Source organism: Polycladidibacter hongkongensis, assembly GCF_001561995.1.
Classification (GTDB): domain Bacteria; phylum Pseudomonadota; class Alphaproteobacteria; order Rhizobiales; family Stappiaceae; genus Pseudovibrio; species Pseudovibrio hongkongensis.
The window spans coordinates 267,619-280,934 of sequence record NZ_LLWC01000022.1; the positions used below are offsets into that span (position 1 = coordinate 267,619).

12 protein-coding genes are annotated in these 13,316 nt (G+C 54.5%); 9 read left to right on the plus strand and 3 right to left on the minus strand.

Going from position 1 to position 13,316, the window contains the following annotated elements:
- Window positions 1–426: 426 nt before the first annotated feature.
- The 5 genes from AYK82_RS09350 to AYK82_RS09370 all read left to right on the plus strand — a co-directional run bounded on the left by AYK82_RS09350 (window position 427) and on the right by AYK82_RS09370 (window position 5,857).
- Complete coding sequence (locus AYK82_RS09350) at window positions 427–1,593, plus strand: Gfo/Idh/MocA family protein (RefSeq protein WP_068314523.1); 1,167 nt, start codon at window positions 427–429, stop codon at window positions 1,591–1,593.
- 14 nt (window positions 1,594–1,607) lie between these two features.
- Window positions 1,608–2,489: a carbohydrate ABC transporter permease gene (locus AYK82_RS09355; protein WP_068314526.1), complete on the plus strand. Its 882-nt coding sequence runs from the start codon at window positions 1,608–1,610 to the stop codon at window positions 2,487–2,489.
- A gap of 5 nt (window positions 2,490–2,494) precedes the next feature.
- A complete protein-coding gene (locus AYK82_RS09360) occupies window positions 2,495–3,337 on the plus strand; it encodes a carbohydrate ABC transporter permease (protein ID WP_068314529.1) in 843 nt (280 codons plus the stop codon).
- A 48-nt stretch (window positions 3,338–3,385) separates the two neighbouring features.
- On the plus strand, window positions 3,386–4,591 hold the full coding sequence (locus tag AYK82_RS09365; protein ID WP_082733838.1) for an ABC transporter substrate-binding protein: 1,206 nt from the start codon (window positions 3,386–3,388) through the stop codon (window positions 4,589–4,591).
- A 126-nt stretch (window positions 4,592–4,717) separates the two neighbouring features.
- Complete coding sequence (locus AYK82_RS09370) at window positions 4,718–5,857, plus strand: ABC transporter ATP-binding protein (protein ID WP_068314530.1); 1,140 nt, start codon at window positions 4,718–4,720, stop codon at window positions 5,855–5,857.
- 92 nt (window positions 5,858–5,949) lie between these two features.
- On the opposite strand, the gene AYK82_RS09375 is transcribed toward AYK82_RS09370, so the two are convergent.
- Genes AYK82_RS09375 through AYK82_RS09385 form a run of 3 tightly spaced genes read right to left on the minus strand, consistent with a single transcriptional unit; the run spans window position 5,950 to window position 9,018 of the window.
- Window positions 5,950–7,017 carry an alanine racemase gene (locus AYK82_RS09375; protein ID WP_244265744.1) on the minus strand — a complete coding sequence of 356 codons (1,068 nt, stop codon included), beginning with the start codon at window positions 7,015–7,017 and terminating at the stop codon, window positions 5,950–5,952.
- Complete coding sequence (locus AYK82_RS09380) at window positions 7,017–8,495, minus strand: M81 family metallopeptidase (protein WP_068314532.1); 1,479 nt, start codon at window positions 8,493–8,495, stop codon at window positions 7,017–7,019. Before AYK82_RS09380 ends, AYK82_RS09375 begins: the two co-directional genes overlap by 1 nt.
- A gap of 25 nt (window positions 8,496–8,520) precedes the next feature.
- Window positions 8,521–9,018: a hypothetical protein gene (locus AYK82_RS09385; RefSeq protein WP_068314534.1), complete on the minus strand. Its 498-nt coding sequence runs from the start codon at window positions 9,016–9,018 to the stop codon at window positions 8,521–8,523.
- Between the two features lie 109 nt (window positions 9,019–9,127).
- On the opposite strand from AYK82_RS09385, the gene AYK82_RS09390 reads away from it, so the two are divergent.
- The 4 genes from AYK82_RS09390 to AYK82_RS09405 all read left to right on the plus strand — a co-directional run bounded on the left by AYK82_RS09390 (window position 9,128) and on the right by AYK82_RS09405 (window position 13,281).
- The gene (locus AYK82_RS09390) at window positions 9,128–9,511 is read left to right on the plus strand and encodes a RidA family protein (protein ID WP_068314536.1); all 384 of its coding nucleotides are present in this window, start codon (window positions 9,128–9,130) and stop codon (window positions 9,509–9,511) included.
- 7 nt (window positions 9,512–9,518) lie between these two features.
- The gene (locus tag AYK82_RS09395; RefSeq protein ID WP_068314538.1) at window positions 9,519–10,385 is read left to right on the plus strand and encodes a MurR/RpiR family transcriptional regulator; all 867 of its coding nucleotides are present in this window, start codon (window positions 9,519–9,521) and stop codon (window positions 10,383–10,385) included.
- Window positions 10,378–11,172 (plus strand): SDR family oxidoreductase, encoded by a 795-nt coding sequence (locus AYK82_RS09400; RefSeq protein WP_244265745.1) that lies wholly within the window; start codon window positions 10,378–10,380, stop codon window positions 11,170–11,172. Before AYK82_RS09395 ends, AYK82_RS09400 begins: the two co-directional genes overlap by 8 nt.
- 180 nt (window positions 11,173–11,352) lie before the next feature.
- A complete protein-coding gene (locus AYK82_RS09405; RefSeq protein ID WP_068314541.1) occupies window positions 11,353–13,281 on the plus strand; it encodes a beta-N-acetylhexosaminidase in 1,929 nt (642 codons plus the stop codon).
- The last annotated feature ends 35 nt before the right edge of the window (window positions 13,282–13,316 follow it).

Here is a 13,316-nt window from a genome sequence, read left to right on the forward strand (position 1 = left end):
TTAGAAAATTTTTTACATAAATTTCCCCACCACACAGACTCTCAAATAGAATTTCCATGAAATATCAGGGATATAACCCCCTTTTTATTGGTGATAGACTTTGACTATTCACGGTTTACAAATACGAAAATTCATACCATATTTAATTACGGAGTAAGTAAACTAGTTGTTGTGGGGTGATTAGTTTTTTTCAGTAATGAATGAAGTTTATATACTTCGATTGATGGAATTTATATAATTACAACAATAGACTAATCCATCAGCCAACAATCATTTCACTACTGAAACCTACAACAATATCGATTAAATGGCATGTAGCTCGACTTGCAACTCGAAACGCATCGATACAGAAAATGTAAATTATTTTCTATATACGTTTCTCTTGCAGGGCATTCTTGGCGAAGGGCAACATGCTTTGGGGGACAAATGAAAGTTGGAATTATTGGCCTCGGGGCCCGCATTGCCCATGTCGCGCACGAGTTTTACAAAACCGCGCCTGATCTGGAGTTTGTTGCCTACAGCGATCCTGCTCCGGCAGGGCAGAGTGTTTTGCAAAGTCAGCTAGGCAAGCCCCTACAGGGTTACGAAACCCCTCAGGAAATGTTTGCAGCTCACAAACTTGATCTTGTCCTGATCGGCTCTCCCAACTTCCTGCACTTAGAACATATAAAGGTGGCGCTGGAGTCCCCCACGCCCTACATCTTCACCGAAAAGCCGGTGATCATCTCCAAGGAAGAAACCTTCAAGCTCTTGGAGCTGATGGCAAAGCACAACGGCCTGAAACGCCTGTTGATTGGATTGGTGCTTCGCTATTCGCCGCTATTCCGCCAAATTCGTGAGAGCCAAAACTCCGGTCAAATTGGCGACATTATCTCCATTGAGGCCGCCGAGCATATCGCACCCTATCATGGCTCGTTCTTCATGAAGGACTGGCGCCGCCACAGCAAGTATTCCGGCGGCTTCATGCTGGAAAAATGCTGCCACGACCTCGACCTTTATCAAGGCATCATTGGCGCCCGCCCAATCAAATTGGCCAGCTTTGGTGGCAGGAAATTCTTCACGCCGCAGAACAAACCCGAAAAACCACATCGCTTCCCAGCACCGGAATACCCTGATCGCGTTGATCCATTCACCCCGCGTTGGAATGGCAGCGAGGCCGACTTCGACAGCGATGGCGACCTGATCGATTATCAAACCGCGCTTATCGAATATGAAGGCGGCGCGAACCTGTGCTTTCACACCAACATGGCAGTCGCCGACGAGTATCGCCGCTTTGCCATCATTGGCACAAACGGCATGGCGGAAGGCGATTTCGTGCGCAACTACTATCGCGTGCATGACGCAATGACCTCTGAAGAGCTGGTTCATCTGGATGACTTGGGTGGCAATCGCAGCGGCCACTATGGCGCCGACAGCATGATGAGCGCCGATATTATCGCTTACATACGCGGCGAAGCAGATCTACCCGTCGGCATCATCGATGCGCTGCAAGCAGGCCTCACCGCTCTCATGCTGGATGAAGCGAGGCACAGCAGCAGCGTCATCGATATGGCGCCAATCTGGCAGCAGTTCGACAGCTATAAACTGAGCTAACCTACGGGGCCAACATGCCAAAGACGTTAAAACGCGACCTGTTTCCCTACCTCCTGTTGCTGCCAGCCATTGTGATCACGCTGGTTATTGTTGCATGGCCGCTGGTGGAAACCATTCGCCTCTCTTTCACCGACGCCTCGTTAAAGCCGACAGAAAACTACATTGGCTTTGCCAATTACGAGAAAATCTTTTCCCGGCGCTTTCCAGAGGTTATCGCCCGCACATTTTACTGGATGGCCCTCTCAGTCGCTCTGAAAATGCTGGTTGGAACCTTTGGCGCGGTGCTGTTAAACAGCGCAGTCCCCGGGCGCACGCTTGCCCGCATTCTTGTCATCCCGCCATGGGTCATTCCCATTGCAATTGGGGTGTTCATCTGGGGCTGGATGTACAATGGCCAGTTCGGCATGATTTCCGGCCTGTTGCAGCGCTTTGAGATAATTGGCGGCCCACTGGAGTTTCTCGCCTACCGGGAAACAGCATTCCTTGCCACCATCATCACCGATGTCTGGATCGGCACGCCCATGGTCACCATCTTCGTCCTTGCTGCCATGCAAGCGGTTCCGGGCGATCTTTATGAGGCTGCATGGGTAGATGGCGCAGGCCGGGGCTATCGCTTCCGTCGCATCACCTTGCCGCTCATCCTGCCAGCCATTGCCACCATGAGCTTGCTCTCGGCAATCTGGACGTTCAACTCCTTCGATATCATCTGGATTCTCACGGAAGGCGGCCCGCGCGGCGGCACCACCACTATGATTATCGACACCTACAAAACCGCAATCAGTCGCTTCAAATATGGCGAGGGCGCGGCCCGTGCGGTGATGATCGTCTGCATTTTGACGGCCTTCTCAGGTGCCTATTTCTATCTGATTTCCCGCTTCGCGAAAAAGGGAGCCTAAACGCTATGATCAACAAGTATCGCTGGTGGGAATATGTTGCTATCTACGCAGGCCTTGCTGTTTTTCTGGGCTTTATTCTAGCCCCGTTCATCGAAGCCTTTGTCGTTTCGTTGCGTCCACTAAACGCGCTGTTCTCCATCCCCTATCAGTTCTTCACTGATGAGATGAGTTTCAGCGCCTACATCACCATGTGGCAGAACGTGCCGTTGCTCTGGCTCTATATGTTGAACTCGTTCTTCATCGCCGCCATGGTAACACTGTGCGGACTATGTGCCATCATTCCCGCCGCCTATGCCTTCTCACGCTTTGAGTTTCGCGGCAAAAACACCCTGCTCGCTGCCTTTCTGGCCATTAATATGGTCTCCGGCGCCGTGCTTATTATCCCTCTTTTCAAAGTGATGCAGGAATTGGGCGTGCTCAACACCTACATCGCAATGATTGCTCCGGGCACAGCCTTTGTCATCCCCACCGGAATCTGGCTGCTGCGCTCCTACCTGCTCAAAATCCCCAAGGAGTTGGAAGAGGCCGCTTGGGTAGATGGCGCTGGCCGCCTCTACACACTGCGCCGGGTTATTCTACCCATTGCCCTACCGGGCATCGTGGTGGTCTCCATTGCTACCTTTATTGCCGCCTATGCGCAGCAATTCATCTACGCATTGACGTTTAACAATAAAAACGAGCTGAACCCCCTCCCTGTCGGTTTGTTTCAGTTTTTTGGACGCCAAGAGGTCGTTTGGAACGAGCTCATGGCTGCCAGTTTGGTCGGCATCCTGCCGGTGCTGATCGTCTATGTCTTTCTGCAACGATACATTGTGGCTGGCCTGACAGCCGGTGCCGTTAAAGAATGACCAAAAAAACAAAAAAACTTGAAAAATCACACTTCGGAGAACGTGAACATGCTTAAAAACATTCTATTGGGCACCGCGGTGCTCGCCGGTCTGTCCACTGCCGCTTTGGCTGAGGATACCCGAATTCACATGATTAACTGTGGCGACAACAACGGCGATGGCATCAAGCTGCAAGACCAGCTCATCGCTGATTGGGAAAAAGCCAACCCCGGCTTCAAGGTCGATGTGGAGTTTGTGCCTTGGGGTCAGTGTCAAGAAAAGTCCACCACGCTCGCCTCTGCCGGTAGCCCTCCGGCAGTCGCCTACATGGGCTCCCGTACGCTAAAACAGCTTGCAGCCAACGATCTCATCATTCCAGTGAGCATGAGCGATGCTGAAAAAGCCACCTACGCCGCGCCTATCCTTGCAACAGTGACCGCCAATGGCGAGCAATGGGGCCTACCGCGCGCCTTCTCGACCAAAGCCTACTACTGGAGCAAAGACCTGTTCAAAGCCGCAGGTCTGGACCCGGAAACTCCGCCTAAGACATGGGACGAGATGTACGAGGCCGCCAAGGCTATCAAGGAAAAAACCGATGCCGACGGCGTTGGCCTTGTGGCAGCTTCCTTTGACAACACCATGCACCAGTTTATGAACTACGTGTACACCAACGGCGGTGAAGTCATTAATGCTGATGGCGAGATTGTCTTTAACTCGCCAAACAACGTTGAAGCAATGGCGTTCTACGGTAAACTGGCAACAGTTTCCCAGCCCGGCCCAATTGCCTATGACCGCGGCAAGCTCTACCCGCTGTTCAACGAAGGCAAAATCGGCATGTTCATCTCAGGCCCATGGGAGCGTAAAAAGCTCACCGGCGATTGGGGCGTTGCTCCGATCCCTGTCGGTCCAAAAGGCACCCCGGGCACCCTGCTGATCACCGACTCTTTGGCCGTGTTTAAAGGCTCGGGCGTTGAGGCTCAGGCGCTTGATTTGGCAAAACTGCTCACCAACCCGGAAAACCAGATGGCCTTTGAGTTGGCAGAGGGTTACACCCCGCTGCGTGACATGCCAGAAGTGAAAGGTTTGGTTGCCAAAGACGCCACCTGGTCTGCGTTCCTTGATGCGATCCCAACCGGTGGTCCAGAGCCATTTGTAACCGATTACGTCGCACTTCAGGACATCATCAACGAAGCAATTCAGGGCGTTGTTCTGGGTGAGGTCGATGCTGTCGCAGCTGTAGAAGAAGCTGCAGAGCGCCTCGAAGACGCCAAGTAAGACGAACTGCAACAAGCCGGGTCCCATGTAGGGTGGGGCTCGGCACATTTCCTGAATTAACAACATCAAGACGATAAGCACTCGCAATCCACCAATTGCGGCCACCTGATACTTTAAGGGCACTCTATGGGCAAGCTGCGCATTTCCAACCTTCACAAGAGCTTTGACAAGCTGGAAGTCATCAACAATGTCTCGCTGGAAGTAGAGCAAGGCGAGTTCATAGTCTTCGTTGGCCCCTCCGGCTGCGGCAAGTCCACGTTACTACGCATGATTGCCGGTCTGGAAGAGATCACCAAGGGCGACATTGACATCGATGGCACCATAGTAAACGACCTGCCGCCAGTTAAGCGCAATATCTCCATGGTGTTTCAATCCTACGCGCTCTATCCGCATATGAGCGTGTTCGAAAACATCGCTTTCCCATTGCGTGTCCAGAAACTCTCACAGGATGAAGTGACAAAGCGCGTCCACGCCGCCGCCGATATCCTGCAACTGCACGAGCGCTTGCATCACAAGCCGGGCGAGCTTTCCGGCGGCCAACGTCAGCGCGTTGCCATTGGCCGCGCCATTGTACGCTCCCCTTCCGTTTTCCTGTTTGATGAGCCACTATCAAACCTTGATGCCGCACTGCGCGCCGAAATGCGCGTAGAACTGTCCAAGCTGCATGAGAAACTCGGCGCAACCATGATCTACGTCACCCACGACCAGATTGAGGCCATGACCATGGCCGACAGGATCGTGGTTCTCAATGGCGGGGTAATCGCGCAAGTTGGCAGCCCGCTTGAGCTCTATCACAAGCCCGCGAACGAATTCGTTGCCACCTTTATCGGCAATCCCAAAATGAACCTGATCCCGGTCACCTGTACCGAGGTTGGCGCGAACACCATCACCGTGAGCCTACCAGATGGCAACACAGCCACCCTCCCCATGCAAGGGGATGCCTCCCTCAAAGGCAGCACAATGAAACTGGGTATCCGCCCAGAGCACATGAGCCAAAGCGAGGGCGAAGTGGAAGTCTCGCTCACCCCTTATGTGGTTGAACGTCTGGGCATCCACACAGTCGCCTATGCCAGCCTCGCAGGTGTCGAAGGTTCGTTCTGCGCCCTTCTGCCCGGCGAAACCAGCGTTGCCAGCGGCAAAGCACAAACCCTCCGCTTTCAAGCCCAAAACTGTCACCTATTCACCAGCAATGGAGAGGCCATTCCCCGCCAGATCCCGGATCACCTCATGTATCCGGTTGATCTGCCACAAATGGAGCCTGCATAAACACAGCAAACTAAAAAAGCCCGGGTCAAACCGGGCTTCTTTTTTGCAGAACTCTTTAACACCGCAGCTTCATAGAGCGAAAATACACGCCGCTACCAGACCTTACCGCGCGCCGCCACCGGCTCCACAGCGCTCACTACACCTTCGCGGTGAAACACCATCTGATCAAACAAATTGGAAATAACGCAGGTATGGTTTGGGATAATCTCCAGCACATCGCCAATCTCTGGCCGCTGCGCGCACGCCCCCATATCAATCACGCCATGTTCTTCACTCAGACTATGCACGCGCGCGCCCTCGTAGCCAACCACAAGGCCATAATCCTCAAACCCCAAGAGGTCAGAGGTCAACGCCTTTGACCCCGCATCGATCACCACCCGCTCAGCCGTTGGCCGCGAAACCACGCGCGCCAAAACTCGCATCGCACAATCCTTGATATCGGCGTGCCCCATCTCCACCATTTTGCGATCATTGTAGATATAGGTGCCTGCCCGGTGTTCTGTGGCGCAAGTAAGCTTGTGTGCCTCAAACAGGCTGGGTGTACCACCAACCGTCACCGGCACATTCTCAATCCCCTCTTGTCGCAACAATTCAAGGCATTCTAGGAAAAACGCATCGACAGACCCTTCGCTATAGGCGGGCGGATAAGTCATCAAGCCGCCAAAACGCAAGCCCGGCGCATTCTGTATCTGCTGCACAAGCTCCCGCGCCTCTTGAGGGCTTTGTACGCCTGCACGCGCACCGCCAGTATCACACTCCACCAGCACACATAACGACGCCTCTTGCTCGAAAGTCTGTTGTAGCCCTGCCAGCACCACAGCATTGTCACAGGTCACGCTAAGCCCGCTAATCTGCGCATTAAGCCGCACCAGATCCGCCAATGCTTCCGCGCCAAGCACATTATATGTCAGCAAAATATCGTCAAAGCCCGCATCGGCAAAAACCTGCGCCTCGCTCACTTTCTGGCAATTGATGCCAACCGCACCAGCTGCGATCTGCTTTGCCGCGACCGCCGGGATCTTGTGAGTTTTTATATGCGGCCGAAAACGTCGGCCGATACGGTCCATATAGCTTTGCACACGGGTGATGTTATTTTCCATCACTTCCGCATCGATTACCGCAATTGGCGTGCGCAGCTGCGCCAGTTTCTGCCCAATCATCATACCACCTTGGCAACCAGCCGGTTCAAATTACGCGGCCAGATATCTTCCCGCACTTTCTTATAGTCTGTCACTCTTGGGTTATGCGGATAAGGCTGCCCCGCCGAACAATACAGAATGACATCGGCAATCTGCGCAAAGCTATGGTAGAAGTGATTGGTAGATTTCACGATCAACACCGACATCTCTTCCGGCCGCACGCCCATAATCTCAAACAGGGAGCGGTCAAAGCATTGCGCCCGCGTCGAGTTTAAGATTACGTAGATATCGCCAATGCGGATAAGACTGGCATCGCCAATCGGCGCATATCCATCGCCAAACCTCTGCTCCGCCTGCACCACATTGCGTAGCACCTCCACTTCGCCGTCAATCGGATCGCCGGTCAAAGGCGCTGATTTTGCACCAAAACGAAGCGCCAGTCGCGCGCCTTCACCAGCCGCATGGCAAATCTGTACCGCAATCGGATCCCAGATAGAACCAACAGCTACATTCTTAAGCCCACGCTCCAGCGCATGTTGCAGCAAAATCGTGCCGTCCCCTGCGGTTCCACCTCCGGGATTGTCCCAGATATCGGCGATCACCACCGGCTTCTCGCCCTGTGCCACAACTGCTCGATCCAGCGCCTCGACTACACTCACCTCCGGGCTGCGCACCTTGCCGCGCATCTCCCAGACCCGTAGGCCCAATTGCTCTGCCAGTGCATCACCATATGGCCGGTTTCCATCGGTAATCACCAGCATCTTTGTGCCCATATCAGGCACATCGCCCGCCATAAACCCGTGGATCAGGCTTGCCGAGATTACTGTATCATCCACGCGCTCCAACTCATAAAGATCGTCAACGAACTGGCGCATAGGCTGCCGTGATGTGGGGAACACATCAATCATTCTGCAATCGTAAACACTCATCACCGGCTTGACACCTCGGCACAACATGCCCTCCGCCAACCGCCAGATATCGGCCGCCCGCTCTACATAATCAACGTGTGGAAACTCCTTAAACGCAATCAAAGCATCCAGATTGGCAACCCGCTTTGCACTCAAATGACTGTGCGGGTCAGTTGTTGCGATCACCGGCACATCAGGTCCGACAATTGCGCGGACTTTTTCAAGGAAATCTCCCTCAGGATCATCATAACCTTCGGCAATCATCGCCCCATGCAGGCCCAGCACAACCATATCAAGTGGCCCGGCGCATTGCAGCTGCACCAGAATTTCATCCCTAAGCAACTCATAGGTTTCACGCGCCACCAAACCCGCCGGATCGGCCCATGCCGCCGTCCCTTCGATAAGGTCCCAGCCCAGCCGTCTGCACACGTCCCGCCCCACAGGGATAACCGCAGAGCACAAGGTAGGCGTGTCAGGGTGCTCCCCCGGCCGCGCCAGCAAGGAGGCCTCAAAGGCACGCAAATCGATGCGAATTGGCGAAAAACTGTTGGTCTCGGTCGCCAACACAGCACAGAAAATGCGACGGGCCATGCGCCCTCCCTATTGTTATTATTGCCTAGGCCATCGGGTTGGGCAGATAGCCGGTAAATCCGCTAATCTTCCAGCCTTGTGCGGTGCGCTTGCAGTAGTAAAGCGTTTGCCACAACAAGCGATCCTCGCTGCCATCCGCAAGGGCAATGGCGCCATTAAACTTTTTGCGCGCTATCGCCCGTTCTCCTTGGATATCAATATCCCGCAGCACGGTTGCGCGAAAAATCGCCAGCTTGGCATCCTCGGCAAAGCGTGTCCCTTGAAAGGCCCGGGCTTGCCTCAGCCATTCATCGCGGTAGCTTGCGAGGTCTGGAAATGCCAACTGCCAATGATCGCTTTGGCCCGTCTTGCGCCCGTCGACTCCCATAAATTCATCGGGAACAAAATCTCCCGCAACCATGGCCCAGTCGGCAGCAACAAATGCCTCTATGTCACGCGCAACAAGCATCTCCCAAATGCTATGGCGCGCCTCATCTAAAGGCGAAAACGGATTATGTGCGTAAAGATCAACTGCGTCTGCCATATGAAATTCATTTTCATTTTGCGTTGAAATCCATCAAAAACTATGTGTAAATAACGATAGTGTCAAACCAAAAAGAAATGAATTTTCATAATTCAAGGAAACCAAAATCATGACAATTAAGCGATATGGTGTCGAAAAAGCAGGCGCGGGTGGCCAAAACCTGCCATTTGCTAGAGCGGTAGAGGCCGACGGCTGGCTGCACGTATCAGGGCAGGTCGCCATGAAGGACGGCGAAATTGTCGGTACAGGGATTGTTGAGCAAACCCATCTCACCATCAAAAATATTATCGCGATTCTTGAAGAAGCAGGCTACGGTCTGGAAGATGTTGTGCGCATCGGTGTCTGGCTCGACGACCCGCGCGATTTTTGGTCCTTTAATGGTGTATACAAAAGTTACTTTGGTGAGCATCCTCCGGCACGCGCCTGCGTCCAGTCTTCCATGATGGTGGATTGCAAAGTCGAGATGGATTGCATCGCCTATAAAAAGAAATAGGCAGCGCATGAAAGATATTTTTGCAGTCTTAAAAAAGGTAGAAACAGAGCTTTCCAAATCGGAACAGGCAATCGCAAAGCTGCTCTATGACCACGCTGAATTTGCAGTAAGCGCGTCGATAACCGAGCTGGCCCAACGGGCCAACGTCTCTGCGCCAACAGTCACACGCTTTTGTCGGCGCCTTGGCTGTGACAGCTACTCTGATTTTAAGGTTCAGCTGGCAAGCGCGGTCTTTGCCGGTGAGCGTTTTCTGCGCTCTGAGAGCAAAAGTATCGCCCCCGATGATATTGCGGACGATCTATTTTCCAAAGCCCGTGCGGCGATGAACCTCGCCCGCGAGCAACTTGATCTAAATATCCTAGATGAAGCCGCAAGAGCGATCGCCAGTGCGGGCACAGTCGCTGCCTTTGGCTCTGGCGGTGCCTCGAATTGGGTGACCGAAGAAATGCGCCTGCGGCTTTTCCGGCTGGGGATCAAGGCGGTTGCTGTGCACGACCATATATTGCAGGTCATGCACGCTGCAACTCTGGACATGAACGACGTGCTGATTGTCTCTTCCTTTTCGGGGGGCAACACCGAGCTGATCCGCGCCATGGAAGCAGCAAGGGACTATGGCGCAACAATCATCGCATTCACCCGCCCGAGCCGCCCTGTAGCCCGTGCGGCGGATCTTGTCATTGGCATCGACCTAGAAGAGGGTACCAACATTTTACGCCCCACTTCTGCCCGCTATGCCTATCTGCTCACCCTAGATATTCTCGCCACCCGCGTTGCTATGCTTAAAGAGGACAGCGCCCGCGAAGTTCTGCGCCGTATCAAATTGCAATTGGTCAACCGGCGCGGCAGCGATGATAAGGAGCCCCTTGGTGACTAACCCCAGCACAAATGCCATTGCCATCATCACTGGCGCAGCAGGCGATATTGGCCGCGCCATCGCCGCCGCCCTCACTTCTGACTATCACCTAGCTCTGGTTGATATTGATGCAGATGCCTTGGAAGGGGCTGGCAAAACCCTTGCCACGCAAGGGGCTAAGCTTTCGCTCCATCGCTGTGATCTCACCTGTCCTGCCGATCTGACAGCGCTTAAAGAACAACTCGCCCCTCTAGGGCGCGTCTCGCTTCTTGTGAACAATGCCGGCGCTGCCGCTGCGCTATCCCTACAAGAACTTACAGCAGAACAACTACGCCAAGATCTGGCACTAAATCTCGAAGCGGCCACCAACATCTTCAAAACCTTTGAGGATGATCTCAAACAAGGCGGCAACCTGATCAACATTGCCTCGGTCAATGGCATGGCCGTTTTTGGCCATCCGGCGTACTCCATGGCGAAGGCTGGCCTAATTCACTTCACCCGCCTTGTTGCCACCGAGTATGGCAAATACGGGCTGCGCGCCAACACAGTCGCGCCGGGTACGGTGCGCACACAAGCATGGAATGCCCGCGCCGCCGCCAATCCGAAAGTCTTTGAAGAAGCCGCCTACTGGTACCCGCTTGGCCGGGTCGCAGAGCCAGAGGATGTCGCCAATGCAGTGGCATTCCTCGCCAGCCCGGCAGCAAATGCCATCACCGGCGTTTGCCTGCCCGTCGATTGCGGCTTAACCAGCGGCCCCAGCCCTTTGCCGCACACCTTTACCCAAAGTGCAGACTACGCACCACTTTAACCCCCCGTTCGCGCAAAAACAAAAATGTTTTAGGCACGGCCATAACGATAAAAACACCTCGCCAAGCCCACACGAAACTAGGTCAGTGCCGGCCTGTAGCTGGCCTGCCCTCAATGGTCTTGCGGGGAAGAACAGCTGTCCCCGCCTTTTCGGGAGGCTCTGCATTTGCAGAGAAACAGCATGTCATCATCTCAATTGCACCTGAGCGCTTATTTGGCGGCGAACACGCCCGCCCCGTGCCTAACACTCACATTGCACAACCACGGGCAAACCAGCATCACCTTTCGCGAGCTGGCCTTTACCTCCATTATCATCATGGCAGCGGATGCCTCGCTCAGCTGCGGTGTACTGGCAGAAACTTTCGGCAGCTTTCACCGCATAGAGTTCCCGCAGGCGCAACACCTTGCCGCAGGTGATGCCTTGACCATCACCGCAACAGGGCTCTCAGTGCTTGCCCGCCACAAGCTGGATGGGCCACAAGGCGCCTACCTCTCCAGCCCCACCGGCCAGCGCATGCCTCTTATCTGCGCCGATTTGCAAAGCGATCTTGATAGCAATCAAGGCAGCCGCGGTACCGCCCCGCGCTCTTACCCGCAGGGCACGACATCATCGCCCGCTGGCCTTTTACCTTGGCCAAACCATATCGAGATAACGGCATGGCACAAGGCCCCGCCCTCTCTGGCACTTGCCCAAACCGCGACACCTGCCCAGCGCGCGCAGATCGCCGCAATTAACGCCCTCGTACAGCGCCTCTATCCAGCAGCGCCGCAGCCATTTTCCACCAGCCAGCAGCAAGCAGCCATAGCGCTCGACTGCATGCAAGCCAACGATCTTGCCGCTGAAGCCTACCAGCTAAGTTTTGCAGCCAACGCTGTCACCTTGAGCTACGGCGCGGATCAAGGCTTGCGCCATGGCCTCATGGCCCTTGCCCAGCTCAGCACCACCGCCTTTTTGGATAGCGCGCGCTTCGCCTTTCCCCAAACAGGCACAATTGCCGACAGTCCCCGCTTTGCATGGCGCGGCTGCCATCTGGATGTGGTGCGCCATTTCTGGCAGCTTGATGATGTCCTGCGCTTTATGGACATTCTCAGCTGGCACCGCATGAACATCCTCCACTTGCACTTGACGGAGGACGAAGGCTGGCGGATCGAGCTGAAATCCCTGCCCGAGTTGACAGAACAAGTTGCCTTCCGCGGCGCAGATTGTGCCCTGCCCCCGTTGTTTGGCTCGAGCCCGCAGCCCTATGGTGGATACTATACGCAAGCTGACATTGCTGCCATGAACGCCCACGCGCTAAGCCTTGGCATCACCATTGTGCCGGAAGTCGACATCCCCGGCCACATGACAGCAGTGCTCGCCACCTATCCCCATTTGAAGGATCCAGATGAACCTGCTGATAGCTATCGCTCCATCCAGAATTATCCCAATAATGCGCTAAACCCGGCAATGGACGAAACCTATGAGCTGCTGGAAACCGTGTTTAGCGAGTTGGCCGAACTGTTCCCCGGCCGCTATTTGCATCTTGGCGGCGATGAGGTCGATGCCAAGTCGTGGCATGCCTCGCCCAAAGCACAAGCGCTTGCCAAGCAACTCGGCAACACTGACACCATGGGGTTGCAAGCGCACCTGCTGCGCAAAGCACAAGCCATAATCGAGGGATTAGGCCGCACAACCGCTGGCTGGGACGAAGCAGCACTTGGCGGTGGCATTAGCACAGACAACACCCTCTTGGTGGCATGGCGCAGCCCGCAAACGATCAACACTCTGCTCAAGCAAGGTTATGATGTGGTCGCCTCACCGGGACAAGCTTACTATCTGGATATGGTGCAAAGCGACAACTGGCAGGAGCCGGGCATGAGCTGGGCAGGCGTGGCCACCATCGAAACTTGCTATACCTTCGAACCAAGCGCTGGACTAGACCCCGCGCATCTGCATAAACTCAAAGGCATTCAAGGGGGCATCTGGTGTGAACACATTCCAAACCAGCATCAGTTCAACTACATGGTCTTTCCCCGCCTGAGCGCCATCGCCGAAAGCGCATGGACGCAAAGCGAACACAAAGACCTGCAGCGCTTTTATGCCCTTAGCCGCCTCATGCCGCAATTGTAATCGCGGCAGAGCAAATAAAACAAGGAAGCACAGCC

Excerpts from the sequence above, each read along its gene's own strand:
- AYK82_RS09350 (WP_068314523.1), top strand. The coding sequence starts at position 427 with ATGAAAGTTGGAATTATTGGCCTCGGGGCCCGCATTGCCCATGTCGCG.
- AYK82_RS09355 (WP_068314526.1), top strand. The coding sequence starts at position 1,608 with ATGCCAAAGACGTTAAAACGCGACCTGTTTCCCTACCTCCTGTTGCTG.
- AYK82_RS09360 (WP_068314529.1), top strand. The coding sequence starts at position 2,495 with ATGATCAACAAGTATCGCTGGTGGGAATATGTTGCTATCTACGCAGGC.
- AYK82_RS09365 (WP_082733838.1), top strand. The coding sequence starts at position 3,386 with ATGCTTAAAAACATTCTATTGGGCACCGCGGTGCTCGCCGGTCTGTCC.
- AYK82_RS09370 (WP_068314530.1), top strand. The coding sequence starts at position 4,718 with ATGGGCAAGCTGCGCATTTCCAACCTTCACAAGAGCTTTGACAAGCTG.
- AYK82_RS09375 (WP_244265744.1), bottom strand. The coding sequence starts at position 7,017 with ATGATTGGGCAGAAACTGGCGCAGCTGCGCACGCCAATTGCGGTAATC.
- AYK82_RS09380 (WP_068314532.1), bottom strand. The coding sequence starts at position 8,495 with ATGGCCCGTCGCATTTTCTGTGCTGTGTTGGCGACCGAGACCAACAGT.
- AYK82_RS09385 (WP_068314534.1), bottom strand. The coding sequence starts at position 9,018 with ATGGCAGACGCAGTTGATCTTTACGCACATAATCCGTTTTCGCCTTTA.
- AYK82_RS09390 (WP_068314536.1), top strand. The coding sequence starts at position 9,128 with ATGACAATTAAGCGATATGGTGTCGAAAAAGCAGGCGCGGGTGGCCAA.
- AYK82_RS09395 (WP_068314538.1), top strand. The coding sequence starts at position 9,519 with ATGAAAGATATTTTTGCAGTCTTAAAAAAGGTAGAAACAGAGCTTTCC.
- AYK82_RS09405 (WP_068314541.1), top strand. The coding sequence starts at position 11,353 with ATGTCATCATCTCAATTGCACCTGAGCGCTTATTTGGCGGCGAACACG.